Annotated in this window: 20 protein-coding genes; 13 read left to right on the forward strand and 7 right to left on the reverse strand. The window is 55.2% G+C overall.

Annotated features, from left to right (window positions below; all coding sequences use genetic code 11):
* Positions 1-222 precede the first annotated feature (222 nt).
* On the forward strand, positions 223-585 hold the full coding sequence (locus tag Q1Q75_RS11180) for a LysR family transcriptional regulator (RefSeq protein ID WP_300670394.1): 363 nt from the start codon (positions 223-225) through the stop codon (positions 583-585).
* Between the two features lie 295 nt (positions 586-880).
* Here Q1Q75_RS11180 and fdhF read toward each other — a convergent pair whose 3' ends face one another.
* Together fdhF and Q1Q75_RS11190 are read right to left on the reverse strand one after the other, a co-directional pair.
* Positions 881-3646, reverse strand: a complete 2766-nt coding sequence (fdhF, locus tag Q1Q75_RS11185) for a formate dehydrogenase subunit alpha (protein ID WP_300670396.1) — start codon at positions 3644-3646, stop codon at positions 881-883.
* A gap of 422 nt (positions 3647-4068) precedes the next feature.
* The gene (locus Q1Q75_RS11190) at positions 4069-4866 is read right to left on the reverse strand and encodes a thioesterase family protein (RefSeq protein WP_300670398.1); all 798 of its coding nucleotides are present in this window, start codon (positions 4864-4866) and stop codon (positions 4069-4071) included.
* A gap of 10 nt (positions 4867-4876) precedes the next feature.
* Here Q1Q75_RS11190 and Q1Q75_RS11195 point away from each other — a divergent pair, with 10 nt between their 5' ends.
* Positions 4877-5128, forward strand: coding sequence for a hypothetical protein (locus Q1Q75_RS11195; protein WP_300670400.1), 252 nt, complete (start codon positions 4877-4879; stop codon positions 5126-5128).
* A 116-nt stretch (positions 5129-5244) separates the two neighbouring features.
* Here the strand turns inward: Q1Q75_RS11195 and Q1Q75_RS11200 are convergent, their stop codons facing one another.
* The 3 genes from Q1Q75_RS11200 to Q1Q75_RS11210 are packed head-to-tail and all read right to left on the reverse strand — an operon-like array spanning position 5245 to position 7596.
* Positions 5245-5829 (reverse strand): YceI family protein, encoded by a 585-nt coding sequence (locus tag Q1Q75_RS11200; protein WP_300670402.1) that lies wholly within the window; start codon positions 5827-5829, stop codon positions 5245-5247.
* Between the two features lie 49 nt (positions 5830-5878).
* On the reverse strand, positions 5879-7219 hold the full coding sequence (locus Q1Q75_RS11205) for a ferric reductase-like transmembrane domain-containing protein (protein WP_300670404.1): 1341 nt from the start codon (positions 7217-7219) through the stop codon (positions 5879-5881).
* Positions 7216-7596 carry a hypothetical protein gene (locus tag Q1Q75_RS11210; protein WP_300670406.1) on the reverse strand — a complete coding sequence of 127 codons (381 nt, stop codon included), beginning with the start codon at positions 7594-7596 and terminating at the stop codon, positions 7216-7218. The genes Q1Q75_RS11205 and Q1Q75_RS11210 overlap by 4 nt, the downstream gene beginning before the upstream one ends.
* A gap of 559 nt (positions 7597-8155) precedes the next feature.
* Here Q1Q75_RS11210 and Q1Q75_RS11215 point away from each other — a divergent pair.
* From Q1Q75_RS11215 to Q1Q75_RS11235, 5 genes are all read left to right on the forward strand, one after another.
* Positions 8156-8695, forward strand: a complete 540-nt coding sequence (locus tag Q1Q75_RS11215) for a hypothetical protein (RefSeq protein WP_300670408.1) — start codon at positions 8156-8158, stop codon at positions 8693-8695.
* Positions 8696-8779: 84 nt separating this feature from the next.
* Positions 8780-9223: a YqaA family protein gene (locus Q1Q75_RS11220; protein ID WP_300670410.1), complete on the forward strand. Its 444-nt coding sequence runs from the start codon at positions 8780-8782 to the stop codon at positions 9221-9223.
* Between the two features lie 374 nt (positions 9224-9597).
* The gene (locus tag Q1Q75_RS11225; protein WP_300670412.1) at positions 9598-9912 is read left to right on the forward strand and encodes a hypothetical protein; all 315 of its coding nucleotides are present in this window, start codon (positions 9598-9600) and stop codon (positions 9910-9912) included.
* 499 nt (positions 9913-10411) lie between these two features.
* Complete coding sequence (locus Q1Q75_RS11230; RefSeq protein ID WP_300670414.1) at positions 10412-10660, forward strand: hypothetical protein; 249 nt, start codon at positions 10412-10414, stop codon at positions 10658-10660.
* 291 nt (positions 10661-10951) lie between these two features.
* Complete coding sequence (locus tag Q1Q75_RS11235; RefSeq protein WP_300670415.1) at positions 10952-11260, forward strand: hypothetical protein; 309 nt, start codon at positions 10952-10954, stop codon at positions 11258-11260.
* Between the two features lie 33 nt (positions 11261-11293).
* Here the strand turns inward: Q1Q75_RS11235 and Q1Q75_RS11240 are convergent, their stop codons facing one another.
* On the reverse strand, positions 11294-11773 hold the full coding sequence (locus tag Q1Q75_RS11240; RefSeq protein WP_300670417.1) for a PACE efflux transporter: 480 nt from the start codon (positions 11771-11773) through the stop codon (positions 11294-11296).
* Between the two features lie 142 nt (positions 11774-11915).
* Here Q1Q75_RS11240 and Q1Q75_RS11245 point away from each other — a divergent pair, with 142 nt between their 5' ends.
* The 3 genes from Q1Q75_RS11245 (at position 11916) to Q1Q75_RS11255 (ending at position 14937) form a co-directional block, all read left to right on the forward strand.
* Positions 11916-12818, forward strand: a complete 903-nt coding sequence (locus Q1Q75_RS11245) for a LysR family transcriptional regulator (RefSeq protein WP_300670420.1) — start codon at positions 11916-11918, stop codon at positions 12816-12818.
* A gap of 249 nt (positions 12819-13067) precedes the next feature.
* On the forward strand, positions 13068-14387 hold the full coding sequence (locus Q1Q75_RS11250) for an acyl-CoA dehydrogenase family protein (protein WP_300670422.1): 1320 nt from the start codon (positions 13068-13070) through the stop codon (positions 14385-14387).
* A gap of 67 nt (positions 14388-14454) precedes the next feature.
* Positions 14455-14937 (forward strand): hypothetical protein, encoded by a 483-nt coding sequence (locus Q1Q75_RS11255; protein ID WP_300670424.1) that lies wholly within the window; start codon positions 14455-14457, stop codon positions 14935-14937.
* Positions 14938-15030: 93 nt separating this feature from the next.
* Here Q1Q75_RS11255 and Q1Q75_RS11260 read toward each other — a convergent pair whose 3' ends face one another.
* A complete protein-coding gene (locus Q1Q75_RS11260) occupies positions 15031-16053 on the reverse strand; it encodes a sulfite exporter TauE/SafE family protein (RefSeq protein ID WP_300670426.1) in 1023 nt (340 codons plus the stop codon).
* 332 nt (positions 16054-16385) lie between these two features.
* Between Q1Q75_RS11260 and Q1Q75_RS11265 the strand changes: the two genes are divergently transcribed.
* The 3 genes from Q1Q75_RS11265 (at position 16386) to Q1Q75_RS11275 (ending at position 18826) form a co-directional block, all read left to right on the forward strand.
* A complete protein-coding gene (locus Q1Q75_RS11265; protein ID WP_300670428.1) occupies positions 16386-17033 on the forward strand; it encodes a hypothetical protein in 648 nt (215 codons plus the stop codon).
* 142 nt (positions 17034-17175) lie between these two features.
* Positions 17176-17532 carry a metalloregulator ArsR/SmtB family transcription factor gene (locus tag Q1Q75_RS11270; protein ID WP_300670430.1) on the forward strand — a complete coding sequence of 119 codons (357 nt, stop codon included), beginning with the start codon at positions 17176-17178 and terminating at the stop codon, positions 17530-17532.
* 208 nt (positions 17533-17740) lie between these two features.
* A complete protein-coding gene (locus Q1Q75_RS11275) occupies positions 17741-18826 on the forward strand; it encodes an SO_0444 family Cu/Zn efflux transporter (protein WP_300670432.1) in 1086 nt (361 codons plus the stop codon).
* The last annotated feature ends 627 nt before the right edge of the window (positions 18827-19453 follow it).

Here is a 19453-nt window from a genome sequence, read left to right on the forward strand (position 1 = left end):
GGTCATCGGCCGGGGAACCACCGCGAAAGCGGGGTTGCCCTGGGGACCTTCTCTTTGGATCCTTGCGTGTTTTGTGGGGGTGTATTACATGAATCATGCAACGCAAAATTAAAAATTCCGATTGTTTTGACAGGGATTCGGGTGCGTAGGTGACTCGTGAAATATCCGGGTTAGCGGCGGTCAGGCTATCGGGTGATGAGGGTAAAACGTGGAGGAGCAGGGATGGCGGGACCGAAACTTAAGATCCGTTCGAAGGTGTGGCTTGAAAATGAGGCGGGGGAGGTGGTGTTCGGCCTGGGGCGCATGAAGATTCTTGAGGCGGTTCAGCGATTGGGGTCCATTCACGCGGCGGGCAAAGAGTTGAATATCGGGTACCGTGCGATTTGGGCACGGATCAAGGCCACGGAGGATCGCCTGGGCGAGCCGCTGCTGATCAAAAAAATTGGCGGGGCCACCGGCGGAGGATCCACCCTGACCTCCCTGGCCGAAGAGCTGGTAACGGAATACGGGAAGGTTCAGAAAACCATCGCAGACAAGACAGACGCCCAGTTTGAAAAGCGTCTGGGGATGCATCTGGATCTTTAAATGATCCGGGACAGGTGCCCTTGCGCCCTGCAAAAAATTGAAAAGCCCTTTGCACAGACTTGATGTGCAAAGGGCTTTTTTTTGTAACTATTCAGTTCCCAAAAAAGCCTCCGGCGGCGAGGTGTGCCACCTCGAAAGCGGGTTGGCGAATGCGCATCGGGAGTCGTAACTCCAGGCTGAAATGCGTTCGCATTCGCCTTTAAAACCTGTTTGTTAAACCCGTCTTAATAAAATCAGGCAAAAGTTTAGCCCCCGGCAGGGCCGCCGGAGGCACTCTCTGAATAGTTACTTTTTTTTAAATCTTTTCTACCTGCACGGCGCAGGCTTTGTATTCAGCGGTGAGGGTTTCAGGGTCGTAGGCCGGGTTGGTGAGCCAGTTGGAGTTGCCTTCCCGAAAGTGAAAGGACATCCAGATCATGCCATCGGGGATTTCCCGGGTCACCCGGGCTTTGACCTCTACGGCGCCGCGTCGAGAGGAGACCCGGACCGTCTCTTCCGGGTGGATGCCCAGGCGTCGGGCGTCTCCGGGGGAGATATCGCAGGTCTCTTCGCCCAGAAGGTCGTCTAAGCCTTCGCAGCGGCCGGTCTGGGTTCGGGCGTTGTAGTGGTAGAGGCGTCGACCGGTGCTCAGGACAAAGGGGTACTGCGCATCGGCCACTTCGGCGGGGGGGGTCCAGGTCGTGGGGGTGAAGGCCCCTTTTCCGCGAGTGAACTGCCCCTCTTTGTGCAGGAAGACGGTGCCGGGATGGTCCGCATGGGGGCAAGGCCACTGGAGGCCGTTGGTCTCGATGCGGTTGTATGTAATGCCCTTGAAGTTGGGAGCCAGGGCTGCAATTTCATTGTCCCAGATCTCCTGGGCGCTGTTGGAGGGCCAGGTCTGGCCGAAGCGTTTGGCCAGTTCTTTGAAGATCCACCAGTTGGGTTTTGCTGCGCCAGGTGGGGTTGATGCCGTGCGCACGCGGTTGACGCGGCGTTCGCTGTTGGTGAAGGTGCCGTCATTTTCGCTCCAGGCGGCGGCGGGCAGGACCACGTGGGCAAAGGCGGTGGTTTCGTTTAAGAAGATATCCTGGGAGATGAGAAATTCTGCGGAGCTGAGCTCATGCTCGACTTTGCGGATATCGGGTTCGGTGTTGGCGAGGTTTTCTCCGAAGATCCAGAACGCTCGGACTTTTTTGTCCACGAGTCCATCCATCATCTGGGGGATCATCAGGCCCGGTGTGGCGGAGAGACCGGTCACCCCCCAGGCCGCCTCGAATTTCTGGCGGACGGACGGGTCGACCACGCTTTGATACCCATGGAAGACACCGGGCAGGGCCCCCATATCGCAGGCTCCCTGGACGTTGTTCTGGCCGCGCAGGGGGTTGACGCCCCCGCACTCCACGCCCATGTTCCCTAAGAGCATCTGGAGGTTGGCCACGGACATGACGTTGTTTTTGCCGCAGGTGTGTTCGGTGATGCCCAAGGTGTAGCAGAGCATGGCAGGGCGCACCGAGGCAAGCATGCGGGCGGCTTCACGAATGGCCTCTGCCTCGATGCCGCAGATGGGGGCCATGGCCTCGGGGCTGGTTTGGGCCACCTCGGCGGAGAGGGCCTCAAACCCTTCGGTGTTTTCCTGAACAAAGGTGGGATCAAAGAGCTCTTCTTCGATGATCACATGCATCAGGGCGTTTAACAGGGCGATATCGCTGCCCACCTTGAGCTGGAGGTGAAGGTCTGCATATTTTACGAGGTTTTGTCTGCGGGGGTCGGCCACGATGAGCTTGGCCCCATTTTTGACCGCATTTTTAAGAAAAGTGGAGGCCACGGGGTGGGCCTCTGTCATATTGGAGCCGATGATAAAGAACATCTTGGCGTGATCAAACTCACCGAAGGAGTTGGTCATGGCACCGGAACCAAAGCTTGTCGCCAGACCGGCGACGGTGGGGGCATGTCAGGTGCGGGCGCAATGGTCTATGTTGTTTGTCTTGAACACCCCCCGAAACAGTTTCTGCATTTGGTAGGAGTCTTCGTTGAGGCTTCGTGCGCAGCTGACGCCGGCAATGGCATCCGGTCCGCTCTCCGCAATGATCCCCTTTAATTTATCGGCCACCAGGTCCAGGGCCTCGTCCCAGGAGGCTTCCCTAAATTCACCATTTTCTCGAATCAGGGGGGTGGTGAGTCTCTCGTCCGAGTAGATGAAATCGTACCCGAATCGCCCTTTGACGCAGAGGCGACCCTTGTTGGGGAGCCCTTCCTCATCTCCGGTGATTTTGACAATACGTCCCTCTTTGACATGCAGGATCTGTTGGCATCCGACCCCGCAATAGGGGCAGGTGGTGCGGATGGTCTCCACATCCCAGGGCCGCCAGATGCCCTTGGACTTTTTGTCTACGAGGGCCCCGGTGGGGCAGACTTGAACGCATTCTCCGCAGAAGACACAGGCCGATTGGCCCAGGGGCAGGTCGCCCAGAGCAACGATTTTACTTTCGGATCCCCGATAGCCGTAACTGATGGCTTCGTTGACCTGCACTTCGTTACAGGCCTGGACGCAGCGTCCGCAGAGAATGCACCGGGAAAAATCCCGTATGATCATGGGATTCTTAAGCTCGGGGGGGTAGGTTGGTTTTGACCGGGGATAGGCGGTGCCGGTGGCCCCATAGGCGAGGGCGTATTCCTGCAGTTTGCAGTCTCCCCAGGAGGGGCAGAGGTGCTCGGAGTGCCCTTCGGCTTCGGCTCTTGCGTTGAAGAGCTCCCGGGCATCGGTGCCTGCGCCGGAGGTGATGCAGTCATGGTTCCCTGATGAGAGAAGAAGCTCTAACGTCATCTTTCGAGAGCTCATGACTGTCGGGGAGTCGGTAGTGACCTCCATGCCGTTTTCAGCCGGAGTGGAGCACGATGCCAGAAGATTCCTTGCTCCCTTGACTTCCACCACACAGAGGCGGCAGGCCCCTGTGGGTGTGGTGCCTTTTAAGTGACAGAGAGTCGGAATGGCAATGCCGGCTTCTTCTGCCACCTCGAGGATGGTCTGGCCGGGTTTAAAAGGGTGAGTGGTGCCATTGATCAAAAGGGTGCCGTCAGACATGTGCGTGAACCTCCGCTGGATGATCCCCTCAGCTGCGGACCGTCCCGCTGCAAATTCGGAGAAAGGGTTCTTCGTGGACGGTTATATCTATTCGGATGTCATGGTCTAAAGCCGCACAAGGAGAGACGAATTGAGGTCGAATCCATTATGCTCTTTATGTCATAACGGTTAATCGGAATACCGCCAATTGTCAATACAATTATCCGGGTTAAGTCCCGAAATTCAGCTTGATTTACGTGGTGGGGCCAAATGGGGAGTGGCCAGGGAAACCGAAGGGGGAGGCGGGTTACCTTTCATCGTGGCTCGGAACAGGTTACGCTCACTTTAATGAGTGATATATGGGGCTCCGATGTGCTCATGGATTGCTTGCGAGACAAAGAAAGCCCTTTGGGGTGATTGGCATTGCCCCATGGCCCTCTGGCCTATCCGAAAACGGTCACCCCTTGCCGGGAAATTCCAGCGAGCTGTCCGTCCGGGGTCCACAGCCTTGCTTCTTCACTCACATAGCCGGCATGGGCGGTATCCACGTGGGTTTTGAATCGCCACCCATCCGCCGTGGTGAATCCTTGTCCGGTGTGAAACAGTTCGAGGTGCCAGGTGAGCGTGCTGGCCGGTGCCACGGCGGAGAGCATCGAGAGGGAAGGGGACGGCCAGGCGTCCATGAGGCTGAGGAGGTAGGCTTCGTTGGTCTCGTTTTTCTCCCCATGGCAGCTGATCCAGCCCCCGTAGGCTCCTTCGGATCTGCCTTCAAAGGGGTAGGGGCCCTCGGCCCAGTGGTAGCGGAAGTATTGGGTAAAGGCGGGGGACAGGCCTTCCATGAAGGGGAGCTCGGTGAGCTCATCAGGGGCTGGCCAGGAAGGAGCTGTGTGGCCGTTTTGGGTGATAGCTGAGGGTCGGTCGGCTCCGAAGCATCCATGGAGGGTCGCGCAGAGTTCGCCTTCGTCGGTCATCACACTGGCCTGGGCGTGGGTGACGGATTTGCCTTTCCTGAGCGGTTTCCCTTCTGCACGGATGCCGCCGGTGCCTGTGGGCCCCACAAAGGCGATGAGAAGATTTCGCAGGGGCAGATCCTTTGGAACCTGCTCCCGCATGGCGGCAAGTCCGAGCACTGCCACGAGGCCCCCGAAGGCGGTTCGGCCCTGGAGCCAGGCCTCAGGAAGGTTCAGCCGGGTTCCGGATTTATCTTTTTGGATGGCAGCGATAACGGCGTGTATATCCACGAGGGGCTCCTTGGCTGATGTTTGTGTTGTGGACAATGTTTTTACCATTAAAGGCCGACTTCTGGCAACCGTACCTCATTTTATCGGTGCGGTTAGCCCGAAGGGTGAGAAAAGCGATCAGAAAACTGTGAATTATATTTTGTATTTTAAAATATTAACCCGGCAACTTAATATACAAAAAGCAGGTGAAAGAGATGTCAGCTTTATCGAGGTGATAACGCTCCTCGACATTCATGCATTTAACCGCCGGGTTAATATCTAAATTTTCACAGTAACTATCTGTAATAACATAGTATTGATTTGGCGCGATCGTCTTATTATGAACTATCCGGGTTAGATCGGGTCGCAGGGTGGGGGGGGAGCCCACGGGCCAGTGGCCTATCTCAGGGCTTCCATGGAGAGGGTGATGTCGACCTCTTTGTCGATGACCCCCATTTCATGAAATTTGCCGTTCCCCACCTGGAAGTCGAGGCGGTTGATGGTGAACTGGGTCGTGAAACCGGTGACGTTTTGTGACTTTTTAAAGGGGTTGGGCTTGACCCCATGGAAGGTAAAGGGGGCAGAGATTCTTTTGGTGATGCCTCGGATGGTGAGGTCCCCTTCAATGAGGTAGCGGTTTCCCCCCTTGGTGAGGATTTTTGAGCTCTGGAAGGTCATGGTGGGGTGGGTGCCGGTGTCAAAAAATTCGGCCGAGCGCAGGTGGGTGTCCCGTTTGCGGTTGAAGGTGTCAAGGCTTTGGGTCTGAACCGTGAAACGGCAGGCGGAAAGGGAAAGGGTGTCGGTGTCTATGCTGAGGGTGGCTTCATAGTCTGAAAAATGGCCTCGGAGGGTGGCAAAGATGTGTTTGACGTCGAAATAGAGTCCGGAGTGTTTGGTATCCAGCTTCCATGGAAGAGGGGCGGCCTGGGCGTTGGCGGTGATAAGAAGCAGGAACATGGGGATGAGAAGGTGTCTGGCTTTCATGGTGGAGTCCTCCTGAAGGGGGGTTAAAGTGGACGCATGGATGACACAGCTAAAATCCGAAGGTTTCGGTGTGGATTCGAGTGCAGGGGATGCCGATCTCTTTGAGCATGGTGGTGACAGAGGCCTGCATGGGGGGTGGCCCGCAGAGGAAAACCTGGGGACGGCTGAGGGGGCCGATGATCTGGTGCAGTCTTTTTGAGGTGAGTCTCCCTTCGCCGGGCTCGCCGGTGAAGAGGAGGTGCACGGTGAGTTGGGGGTGGTTTTTTTTAACGCGGATAAGTTCCTCGGTGTGGAAGAGGGTTTCATCGTTTCGGTTGCTCCAGATCAAGAGGGTTTTTCTGTGGTCGCCGGTGGCCTCCATAAAGCGCAGCATGCTGATCAGGGGGGTGATGCCGATGCCGCCGGCAATGAGGACCAGAGGGGTTTCATCTTCTATCAGGCAGTGAGAAAAGTGCCCGTAAGGTCCGTCAATATGGGCGATCTCTCCTTTGCGGAGGCAGTCGATACCCCGGGTCCAGTCCCCGTTTTTTCCGATGATGAATTCAAGGGCGTCTTTTTGGGTGGGGGTCGAGGCCATGCTAAAGGGATGGGGCTCTGGGGAGACGATGGAAGAGGGGAAGGAGAGAAAGGCAAATTGGCCGGGGAGATAGAAAAAGTTTCCCGGCCCGTCGGCTTTAAGACAGACGCGGGTGGCCCGTTTCCCGGCAGGGGCCACCTCAGAAACGTGCCAGGAGGTGAGGCCCCGAAAGGGGCGCCCGTGCCGGCGGAGGAAGACCAGCAGGCAGACGGCGGCAAAGGAGAGGCCTGCGCTTCGGGGGAGCCCCGTTTCAAACGTCTCACTGGAGAAAAGAAGGTGGACAAACAGAGCGGTCATGACCAGGCCGCCACCGATTTGATGGCTGCGCATCCAGAGGTGAAACGGGAAGGCGAGTTTTCGCCTGAAAAGGGCCGCGGCGGTCATGTAAAAGAGTCCCATGAGAAGCCCGGCCCCGACGATTTCAGGCCAGTATCTTGCCTCCAGGGGGAGGGTGGAGATCTCCTCGGGGCCGAAGACGAGCAGAGGGTGGATGAGAGCCAGGAGGGCAAGGAAGACGCCATTAAATTTGTGTGCCGTCAGGAGGTGGTCCATGCCGACCAGCCGGTTGACCCAGGTGAGGCGGGCCGCCAGGATCAGTTGTCCCACCAGCAGAAGAGCGGCTGCCAGCCCCACCAGCTTTCCGCTTCGGAGGAGCATTTTTTGAAGGCCGAATTTGTAGGTAAGGGAAAAGGACTCAAAGAGAAAGGGGAGGGTGGCGGCGCTTGAAAAAAGGAGGGCCAGCCCCACCCCGCAGAAGGCTATGCTTAGGTGGCGAGTCCTTCGGGACCCGAAGGTCGCCGTGTGAATCGTCATGGCCCCTCCTTTTGTACTTCGCTGAAAATGGCCTGGGCCAGCGGCAGTTTGCTCAGGAGAAGGCAGACAGGGATCAGGGTGGAATGGGTAAGAAGGGTCTCTGGGGTCAGGGGGGCCGGGGGGTTGAGAAGGGAAAAATAAGCCATGCCAACGCTGCCGGCTGTGACGGCAAAGGCGTTCATCAACACAGCCACCCCCGCGGTGGAGGCCCTTAAAAAGAGCGGAGGCAGGAGACACAGGCTCACGGCGCTCATGGGTGCGGCCCACCAGAAGTAGAGGCTTTTCATCGGCGGGTGGAACCTGAGGTGGAGAAACAGTCCGCCTATACTGAGCAGCATGTGGGATAAAACCAGCATGTGGGCAGGTTTGCGTGTCATCAGGGATCCATAAGGGGTGTTGGAGGTTTGGGATTGGCATGATTGAGCGCTAACAGCTTTATATTTAACAGATTCGTGGAGGGCTGTAAAGGATGCGAGTAGTCTGAGAAGGGGTGACGGGCAGGGCTTTGGGGGCGGCACCTTCCGGCCTGTGGCTACCGAATCTCCATTTGTTAAATGGCCCATAAAGACAAGCCGTTATTGTTGACATGGGGCGCGATATGGGTGAAAATAAGGCATTGTCAGGCTGACAGGATTGTTTCTTTATTCTTGTGATTCATCATCGCCTCGCCAAAAGCCGATCCAGTGCCTTTGGTTCGAGGCGTTTTGGTTTGTCCTTTCTCTTATGCATCATCTCCCCTTGTTTGTCCTTTGTGGGTCTCCCCAGCAGTATCCTGCTTGCCTTCCGCCCCGGGTCTTCGTGTCGTTGAAAAGGCTCGGGGTATCCTCATCATGATCAGTCCATGAATCCGGTCACCGGTGCCTTCCGGGGTAGGTTCGAGGCCCTCTTTGAGCGTTTTGAGTGATTCGGATGCCGGGTTTGTATGGGGAGGAAGCCATGAAACGCATCCTTTTTATCTGGTGCCTTCTCTTTGGCATGTCAATGGGTTCGGTTTACGGAGATGTCGGGTCCCTTCAGGTCTCGGGCGGTGTGGTGGCCCCGTATGATGTGTCGGCGAGTGACTCCGCGGTCGGATGGCAGGTCTCCTATGCTGCCGGGGTGACGGATCATGTGGAGATTGGGGCCGTGCTGATGAAGACCGGTGAATTCGAGGTGGACAACGATATCACAGACGGGGAGGCGGAGGTCTCCGCCTTGATGATTCAAGGGCGTTGGCTTTTTTCACCTGAACGGAAGACCCGTGGCTTTATCGATCTTGCCGGTGGGATGATGGATGTGGACGCCGTGACGCCGTCGGTTGTTTCCAGTCGGGCCGGGGGCGCGGCGCGCCTGGGACTCGGGGTGGACCACGATCTCTCAAGGAACCTTGCTATCCGTTTCAGTGTCGGCTACACCACAGGGATCGGTCGGACCAGCGAGATCGATCTCATCGATGCCGGTATTTCCCTTGTGTTTGGGGTCCGACTGTTTCGTTGAGCGAGGCATCGGTCACCGGAAACGCCTTTTATCCCGGGCGGCCTTCTTTTTAATCGGGTGCACATGGAAAGGTCTTTATTGTTTATGCTCGAATGGGTCTCTGCCAATGGCTATCTCTCTCTTTTTGCCTTGAGTTTTCTTGCGGCGACGGTGGTGCCCCTGGGGTCTGAGTGGCTTCTGGTGGCTCTTTTGATGGACCAGCTGGACCCTTCGCTGCTGCTGGTTTCAGCCACAACGGGCAATGTTTTTGGCGCTTTGACCACCTGGACTATCGGCGTCTGGGGGGGGCCGTTTCTTATGGGGAAGGTGTTGCGGATCGATCCGAAAACCCAGGCGAAAGCGCGAGCCCTTTATCGGCGTTGGGGGAGTGGGTCTCTCCTGCTTGCCTGGCTGCCCGTGATTGGTGATCCTCTCTGTCTTGTGGGCGGTCTGTTTCGTATTCCTTTGCTTCGATTTACCCTACTCGTGACCCTGGGAAAATTGGGCCGCTATGGCGTGATCGTTGCCATGGTGCTGGCTGTTGACTGAAAGGGGAATCTTTGTCGAGGCGGGTGAACAAAATTTACCATAAATACAGATGATTGAGCCTGCCTTTTCTATTGACTTGCGCGCGCGGCTGATTGAAAATAGATCAGATGTGACCGGCCAATGCAAGGATGCTTCCCGCTTCATGGGATGGCGCTTTCGCCAGGATCTCCACTTCACACCGATACCCACCTTATCTTCTTGCCTTTCGTTTAGACAGGCATTCTTTTTCATTTACTTCTTCTTCTTTTTTCCTCTGTTTCTCTGTTTGTCCGGCACATATTCCCATGTTGATTCTTGGTGGTTTCACCCGTGGTTTTTTTGGATTTCGATGCCGGGGTGATCATGCAAACGACGGAAAAAAAGAAGGAGGAGTTATGGATACCAAACAATACTGTGCCAATTTGAGCTGTGAACTTCAACGGTGGCGTAATGCCATCCACAAAGAAAACGAAAGCATCGCAAAACTCTCTTCCGCAGACAAACAACATATGCTGGGGTTTGTGGAGGACCTGCGGATGCTTGAGGCTGAGATGGACGCGCGGATTGGCCAGTTGAAAAACGAGTGCCCGACTTTCTGGGGCCCGGAAAATGCGGAGAACGTGGTGGGGACCAGCGGGGAATATGAGCCCTTTGCGCTCAGCCCCGATGAGAGCGACACCATCATAGGCGGGGGCAACTTCGGCGGTTGATTTTAAGGCCTCTGTAAAATTTTTAGGGAGACGTCGTTCTCTTTGTGAGGGGCGCGTTTATGGATTGCCTTAAGACGCCGGACGGCCATGATTGTGGTGTCGGTTTTTGTGCGTCAACCTTGCAACGAGCCCTTGCATATCATCAAAAAGTGAAAAAACCGGCCCCTCACCGCGGGCCGGTTTTTTTGTGCGGAACCCTGGGTCTGTTCTCTGCCCGTCAGCCCCTGCTGTGGACCCGCCAGATTTGTCTTTTCGGGCTATTTACCGAGACGCGCTAACCCGGCTCGCCCGAAGGGTGAGAAAATCAGACAGAATACCGTGGATTACATTTTGCATTTTTGAAACGACTAAAAATATGACTGCAAAGAACTGTAATTATGAATTGTTCCTTGGTTCTGATTGTTTTCTCATGAAATATTCGGGCTAAGGGGCTATGATGAAATCAGCATTGGTCGCATCTAAAAAGGATATTTTTGAATAAACATAATGAGGAGAACCTATGGACCCGTTGAAAGAACGTGAAATCAAACAGGCTGTTGCCCGCTCAGGGCGGGGCTTTTTTTTGACCCTGGGGTTGGGGGCGCTGCTGGTCTTGTTTCTTCTTTTTTTTACGGGCTGGCCTGCCTGGGTGATCCTGCCCCTTGCTTTTCTGCTGGGGCCTCTTCTCGGGGCCTTTTTGTATCTCCCCTTACAGATATCAAAGGGCATGAGCAAAGGATTCTGGTTCTCTTTTTTCAAACGTAAATAAATCGTTTTGAGGCCATGGGAATTTGGTTGTAAAGCCTATGAATCGTAGATGGTAACGGCTGGGGATGTCACCTTTTTTCCTTCCTCGAAAAGCATTCCTGTGCTATGTACCCATTTTTTCCTGTGGTGGGGGAGTCATGTTTACAGCCGGGGGGATGCAAGGCACGCGACCCTCTTTGAAATGAACGCTGTAGAGGCGGGGTGTGTCCCTTATAAAATAAGAGGTGCATCTCGCTGTCATGTTTTATGGGCCCTTCCATACTCTGTAACCCGATACAATTGATGAGAGACGATGAAAAAATACCGTTTGCTGATGAACGGCAGTAATTTTTTGATGGCGGTGGATGGAAAAACCGTGCGCCAGGGTTTTTTCCAGAACATGATTATCGAGGCCGATAGCCCGAAGCAGGCTGAACGGCAAGCGATTTCTCGTGTGTGGCATGACCAGGAGCTTAAATCCTTGACCTTAAATTTACCCCAAAATTCTCAGAAGGTGACCCTGCATACCCTCTGGGAGCTGGATGTGGCTTATGATGACGCGCGCATCGATATGGAGCGCACCTTCTACTTTGAAAAGAGGTGGTGGGAGTTCTGGAAATAACCCCCATCCCCTGATGTCTGCGACAGCTGAAAATCAGCCCTTCGCCTCTGCTGTTCCCCCTGCCAAGCCCTGCTTATTCGCGGGGATTTCCCCCACCGGAAACATCCAATCATAGAGTCCATTGTAAAAGATCGTGTAGATCGGCACCATCACCAGAAAAGCCAGGTCGATCATCAGGGCCTGGAAAAATGAGATGTGCAGCCACGCCATCGTCGCAGGGATGGTGGCACACATCAGGCCCATCTCGAAGAGCAGGGAGTGGGCCGTGCGCATGGCAAGGCTTCGTGGGTACAGGGGCTTACCCCGTCGGAGCAGGGCGTGGTCGAAAAGAAGGTTGTAAACGTAATTCCAGCCCATGGAGATCAGGCTCAGGACGAGGCTTAAGGCACCCATGGTCTCCATGGGTTTTTTCATGATCCAGGCGAGAAGGGGCGTGCAGACAATGAGCAGGAGGATTTCGTAAAAGAGGGCGTGTCGGATTCGATCCCCTGGTGTTCGCATGGTGGTGTTCATGGTGTGTCCTTTGACGTGGGGTTGATGGCTGTGAAGCGGACGGGTTGCTGTCTGTTGGGGTCTCTTATAATCTGATATTAAGTTGGGTGAAAGTTTGTTAGTATCCGAAAATCGGATGGATTGATGGGGCATAGGGAGAGGAATGATGGGATTCAGCCTGGAGTACCTGGAAGCATTTACCGCGGCGGTGGAGGCTGGTTCGTTCTCAGCGGCTGCGCGTCGGTTGGGCAAGGCCCAGTCTCGTGTGAGCACGGCCATCGCCAACCTGGAGATCGACCTGGGGGTTGTGCTTTTCGACCGATCGGGAAAGTACCCGGTCCTGACGCAGGAGGGGGGACACCTTCTGCGGGAGGCCCGGAGTATCCTTCACCGATGCCGGGCTTTTTCAGAGCATGCCGATCGGCTGGCAGGAGGCGTGGAGCCCTTGATCCGTCTGGCCGTTGATGAGTTGATGCCCTCTTCGATCCTGGCGGACCTCCTGGAGGGGTTTCCTGAGGCCTTTCCTGATACCGATGTGGAGCTTCTCATGGGGGTGATGGGGGATGTGGGCGAGATGGTGACATCGGGGCGAGCCGATGCGGGCATTGAGCTTCCCATCGGATACCCCGCTGATTCGTGTGACTGGCGTCTTTTGGGGCGCATGGATTTTTGTGTTGTGGCGGCCTCTCACCATCCCCTGGCGGCCCTGACCCGGGTCACCCCCCAGGATCTCGCCCCTTACAGGCAGTTTGTGGCCGTCAGCCGGGAAGGGCAAAGAGAACCCGAGGCCTACATCTTTGGCGATCGAACCTGGCAGTGTGAGAGCAGCCATGTGATCAAGGAGTTCGTCCTGAGAGGCATGGGCTGGGCTGGACTCGCCCGCCATCATGTTGCCGGAGATTTCCGGGCCGGGCGTCTCGTGGAATTGCCCGTGACCTTTGCGGGGGGGTATTTTCAAAGTGATATCTGCTTTGTGTGGGAAAAGGGTCGCCCGCTGAAACCGTCCGCTCAATGGCTGGCCGAGACCCTGGCGGCGATTCTTCAAGAGAGCCGGCATAAAAGGTGATCCTTGTTTTCACAGGACCCGTCCGAGAAAGGCCGGTGTGAATCGACCTCCCGGGTATTTATGAAGAATCAGGAATGACGAACAACGATTTTAATACCTTCAATTTCTCTCCTGCCTTTGCACAGTGTGCCGCCGATGTGATATGATTTTTTACAATTTTACCGGCCTCTTCTCCTCTTTTTTTATGCTTCCCTTCCCCGTGCCGCCGGATGTTCGCATATCCATTTATCCCATGACAGGAGATGATTCATGCTCAATTTTCATCTGACAGACGATCAATTGTCGCTTCGTGAACGTGCTCGGCAGTTTGCCGTGGCTCATGTGCTTCCTGTGGCCTGGTATTATGATGAAAAGGATGAGATTCCGGTGAAGGTTTTGGATAAGGCGATGGATGCCGGGTTTATGAACGCGGACATACCAGCGGCGTATGGAGGGCAGGGGGTTGGCCTTCTGGAGGCCGCCTTGGTGACCGAGGAGATGGCTGCGGCGTGTCCGGGGATCGCCACCAGCATTTTTGACAGCTCCCTGGGGTTGGAACCTCTTATTTTGTCTGATAACGAGGCGTTGAAGAAGAAAATTTTCGCTCGGGTGCTGCTGGAAGGCTCTCGGGTCAGTTTTGCCACCTCGGAACCCACCATGGGCTCAGATGTTTCGGGAATCCGGTGTGAGGCCAGAGACGCCGGGGACCATTATCTTCTCACCGGTACCAAGTACTGGATTACCAACGGCGGGGTGTCTCATTTCATGTCGGTTTTTGCCACGGTGGATCCCAAAGCCGGTCACGCTGGCATCGGGGCCTTCCTGGTGGATATGCAGTGCCACGGCATCACCGTGGGAAAACCCATCCCCAAGATGGGGCAGCGCTGCTCCAATACCGTGGGCGTCCATTTTAATCAGGTCAAGGTCCCCAAGACCCAGGTGCTGGCTGAGCCGGGCCAGGGGTTTGCCCTGGCCATGAAGACCTTTGCTCGAACACGCCCCATCATCGGGGCCTTTGCCGTGGGGGCCGCCCGTTCTGCCATGGAATTCGCATTGGATTACGCTAAAAAAAGGCGCGCTTTCGGTTCTCCCCTCTCCGATTTTCAGGCCATTCAGTTTAAACTGGCCGAGATGTATCAGAAGGTGGAAACGGCGCGCCTCCTGACCTGGAAGGCCGCCTGGAAAGCGGATCAGGGGCAGGATCCCACCATTGATGCCTCCATCGCTAAATTTTACGCCACGGAAGCCGCCTGGGAGGTGGTGGATGAGGCCATGCAGATCCTCGGGGGGTATGGGTATACCAAAATGTTTCCCGTTGAAAAACTGATGCGGGATATCCGTCTTCTCCGGATCTATGAAGGCACCAGCGAAATCCAACGCCTGATTGTCTCTGGATGGCTCCTGTCAAGCTACAAACCGGCCATGCCTCCCCTGGAAGATCTCCCCCTTCACCGAGAGGTCGACCCCGAGACGTCTCCCGATCAAACGGCCTGGCGATGTCGTGTCTGTGGGTATGTTCATTATGGCGAGGCACCCCCTGAGGTCTGCCCGACCTGCTTTTTCCCGGTGGCTGCGTTTAAGAACGGTTGAGAAACGTCTCGAAAAGGCCCGGGATGACCCCCGGATGCCTAAACGTTACGATGAAGGAGAGCTGCTTATGAAAAAAGTATGGATGATCATGGGTGTTTTTCTTTTTATCACCGTGGCAACGGGTCGTGCCCATGCAGACCTCGGCGCCTTTCTTGAGGATCTTAATCTCCAGGCCAAGGCAGACATGACAGGCTTCAGTCTCAGGCTGAGCCGTCAGTTCGAAGTCCCCTTGCAGAAAGTGGAGTCCATCATCAAAACCGTGGATTTTCCCGCAGACGCGTTCATGTGTCTTCAGCTGGGGGAAATGGCCGGCTCCCCGCCTGAACGGGCCGTCCATGCCTACAAAAGGAACCGGGAGAAAGGGTGGGGGGCTGCCGCCAGAGATCTCGGCATCAAACCCGGCTCGCAGGATTTTCATGCTCTGAAACGCGGAGATTTTATGTTGAATGGTGAGGGAGAAGGGGTTTTCTCGGAAAAGAGACAAAAAGGGAAGAGTCAGGGCAAAGGTAAAAACAAGGGCAAAGGGAAGATCAAGGGCAGTCGAGATTGATTGGGGGACCGGGACCAGGGGACAAGAAGGCCTACCTTGCTTTCTGTACCGGGATACCGGATTTTAAAGGCCGGGCACGGATCCCGGTGTTTGTTATGCCACTTTTTTTGTCGGAGGCACGCTCTCGACCTCTTTAAAGGAGGCGTTCTCCGTGTCGATGTCCTGATAGCTCAGTTTAAATATTTTGACATGGATGATGAGGAGATAGGTGACCAGGACATAGGTGAGGAGCATCCGGATCGTCTGGCTCATGGGGATGGTGTTCTGCGTCCACAGGGCCATGAAGAAGTCGGCACTCATCAGAAAGGCAAAGAGCAGAAGAATGTTTTTTGCGCCGATTTTTACGGCAAAATAGGACGCGAGAAACAAGCCGGCGAGGGTCACGCCCGGCACCGCCGAATACCATAAAGAGAGCGGGACCGTGAAATAAACGACATTTAACAGGGTCCCCACTGCCGAGAGGGCTGCCATCAAAGAGATACTCGTGACGATGGCAACGGCGGGATTTATTCTGAACAGAAAGGTCAGAATAAAATAGAACAGGGTGTCAATGCCGAAGCCGATCCATCCTGAAATAAGACCGCCGATGAGTGAACAGGTAAAGAGAATGATCGAATTAAGGGGGGTCAAGTGAATCGTCAGGTTTGGGTAATGACGTTTGCGAAGGATGGAGAAAAAAATAATTTGTGTAAAAATAAATCCGATGGCATTGAAAATCAGCGTCAGCAGCTCGGGATTTTTAATGGGGACGATGACGATGCTGGTGATGATCCCGAGGATCCCGCCGAACAGGCATAAGGGGATGACATTGGCGATGAATAATTTTTTATTGACGTGGTACCATTTAAAGGTCCCGAGACCCATGCCGTAAGCTTGAATAATCAGGCTGAATTGAACCGCCGTGGCCGGTGTGATATCCAACCGGGTCAACACGGGAAAATAGACGATTCCCGCCGCCGCTGGCGTTGTGTTGGCCACGGTCGCAGCGATGACGCCAAGGAAGGGCATGTAATAAAACTGCTCAAGAAACTCTTTCTGAAAGAGAGGGAAAACGATCAGCCACAGGATAAGAATGGTAAAGAGACAGACATATAAAAAACGATTGCTTTTTTGCATGGGGTTGTGCGAACTCCGTAAAAAAAGACGACAGACAGTCGTGCATAATCCTGTGAGACAATATCGTTCTCATTTCGGGTGATACGAAGGGCCGTATTTTTTTTATCTCCTGTCTCCTTTGGCCCATGAAGAAAGATCTTCCCTCAATAGCATAAGAGGTATGGGATGACAAGCGGGGGAGAGGGCTGCTTTCGGCCATGGGGTTGCGGAATCTTACAATAAAAAAAACAGGTGTCGGAAAAGTCCGCTGTGGTTTAGACTCTCTGAAGAATCGGCACCTTTGCCTGGCGTTTACCCAGTCGTTACGAAATGAAGGTGGAAATCAGAAGGCTATGACGAAGAAACATGCGGATAAAATGATCCCTCGGCTGCCCGATAACCCCGGGGGACGAGAGAAGGTAGAGCTGATTCTGGCGTGCATGGATGAATTGCTCAAGACGAAGTGCGCGGAAGATATCAGTATTTGTCATCTCTCCGAGATGTCCGGTCTCGCCGCTCAGACCATCTACCGTATCTTTCCTTCGCCGGCGTCGGTCTGTTTTACCCTGGCCAATCGTTACCTGGGAGAAATATGCCGGGTCCAGGGCTGTGCCGCCATTTATGAAAACTGCCATAACTGGCAGGACGCGGTGGAGAAGGGGCTGACCGCCATGCGTGATTATTTTCGGCAGCACCCCCAGGCCATGGCCCTGATGTTCGGGTCGGGGACCTCGCGCGAAATCAAGGCGGCCGATCGCAACGGTATGAGAGCCCTTGTCAGTGAGGTTATCGGATTTCTTTTCGCCTTGAGGTTGATTCCTGAATTCCCCCATATGATGCACTACTCGCTGATTGCCCTTGAATTAAACGATGCCGTGTGGAACCTCTCCTATGACCTTCACCGGGACATCACCGATTTTTATTTGGCGCAGGGGATTCGCGCGGTCACGGCGTATGCTGGGCTGTATCTGCCTGTTTATCCGACGGTGTCGGCGATTTGATGAGATCCTCCGTTTCGGAGCAGAGAATGGGAAAGCCACAAGCCCCCGCCAAACGGTGAGGGCTTTTTTTATCGCGGCAATTTTCTTGACAAGGGTTGCATAGTGGAATATGTGAGCATATATTCAAATGAAGGGGAGCGTGATGGACATGAGACTCGATACTTGTCAGGGCGTGTGCGTGCATACCGAGGTCGTGGACGCAGTGAATAAAAAGATGGAATCCGAGGAGATGCTGTTCCAGTTGGCGGATTTTTTTAAAGCCCTGGGCGATTCCACACGGATTCGGATTCTTCATGCGCTCTCGTTTTCAGAGCTGTGCGTCTGCGATCTGGCAAGCCTTCTGAACATGAGCTCCTCGGCCGTGAGCCATCAGCTTCGGGTGCTGCGGGGGCAAAAGATTGTGAAGTATCGCAAGGACGGGAAGAATGCCATCTACAGCCTCGATGACGCACACGTGGCGACCCTTCTTGAGCAGGGGTTGGAGCATGTAAACGAATAGGCGGTTGGGTGAGTATAAACGATCCGCCTGTGAAAGGGAGCGTGCCGCGGGCTTAAGCCCAGCGGGTGGGGTCCTGCCCCACAGATGTCAGCGGCTCTTTTTTGACGGACCGAAAGGCCATTTGTAACTGAGGATGCGGGAGACTTTTCCCGCTTTTTTAACATTTTATATGTGAACATGTGATCACACGTAACCCATAGGAGTCGGTATGGTTTTATTGGAACGGATTCTCGCGGAAAGTTGGAATGTTCTCTGTCTTTCAGCCCCTTACATGCTGTTTGGTTTTTTTATCGCAGGTCTTTTAAAGGCCTTTATACCCGATGATTTTGTGGCCCGTCACCTGGGGAAGGAGAATGGGGCCAGTCTTCTGAAGGCGTCACTCTTCGGAGTGCCCCTTCCCCTTTGCAGCTGTGGGGTGCTTCCGGCCGCCGCCGGGCTTCGCAAGCAGGGGGCGAGCAAAGGGGCCACCACTGCCTTTTTAATCTCCACCCCGGAAACCGGTGTGGATTCTATCGCTGTGACCTGGGCCCTTTTGGATCCCTTGATGGCTATTTTAAGGCCTATTTCGGCCTTTCTTACCGCCATGGTCACCGGTCAGCTGGTGCGCACCCTGGACCCCGATGCGATTCCATCACCCACAAAGCCCGCCCCTATGGATATGTTCCCCATGGCTCCGGCCAGCGAGACCTGCGGGTGCACCGCCTCGGTCCCCGGTAAAAAAGCCAGCCTTCTGGAGCGCCTTCGCATGGGCATGCGGTTCTCCTTCGGCGACCTCTTTACCGACATCTCGGGTTGGTTTTTTGTGGGGGTGGTCATCGCCGGGTTCATCACCGTGTTTGTTTCGCCGGATCTGGTGGACGCCTACTTAGGCAATCCCCTGGTCGCCATGCTCGCGATGCTGGTCATCGGAACCCCCCTTTATGTCTGCGCCACGGCCTCCACTCCCATCGCCGCGGCCCTGGTGCTCAAGGGGCTGAACCCCGGTGCCGCCCTGGTCTTTCTTCTGGCCGGGCCCGCCACCAATGCCGCGGCTCTTTCCGTGATCACCGGGATCCTGGGGAAAAAATCCATGGTCCTCTACCTGATCGGGATCATGGTCTCCTCCTTTCTCCTGGGGTTTGCCGTGGATGCCGTTTACTCCCTGACCGGCCTCACCGCCGGATGGCAGGCCGGCGCCGAACATGCCGGACGAACCCTTCTCGGTACCGTCAGCGCCCTGATCCTCTTCGGGCTCGTCCTCTTCGGCCGGGGAGGGCATGGCTCCTGCTCTGACCCGGCCTGTGAGTGCGGGTAAGGGCAGGGATAGGTGATAGGGAAAAGCGGGCCTTCGGCGGCAAGGTGGCGAAGCCACTTAGGCAAACCACCTTGAAAGCGGGTTTGCGAATGCGCCACGGGTGTGGCAACTCGGGGCGCATCGCGTCCGCATTCGCGTGGTGTGTGACGTAACCCGAGCATGGATCCCCTGTCATCCGGTTGGTCTATCGTTGCAGGGTGTTTCAGGTTGCGGTCAGGCCGTATGCAACGACTCCCCGGAGAGCCGGGGAAGACGATTCCATGGAGCATGGCGGCCTTTTTGATACGCACCTGTTTCTGTCTTTGTGGGCTCGGCCGGTTTGACGGTACTCTGCGATTTTCGTCTTTCCCGCGCAGGCGGGAATCCATGTATGAAAATCCGTATCGTCCTCATTTTTACAATGAAGTACCGGGTGGATGGTAGGGTGCGCCGTGCGCACCGTCAGGCGTATCGTAAACCGGAAACACCGCATGTTGAAATAAGACTCGTGGTCATCGTTAACTTGCGAGGCCGAGGGTCCTCTCTACGGTAGAAGGTGCGGGAGCCGCACCCTACGCGGTGATGAAAAGACGTGACGTATTGGCATTTGAATCTTTCTGTCATTTGCCTCGAACGACCTGGCGAAGG

Origin of the sequence: Desulfoluna sp., assembly GCF_030145185.1 — a bacterium.
Taxonomy (GTDB): domain Bacteria; phylum Desulfobacterota; class Desulfobacteria; order Desulfobacterales; family Desulfolunaceae; genus Desulfoluna.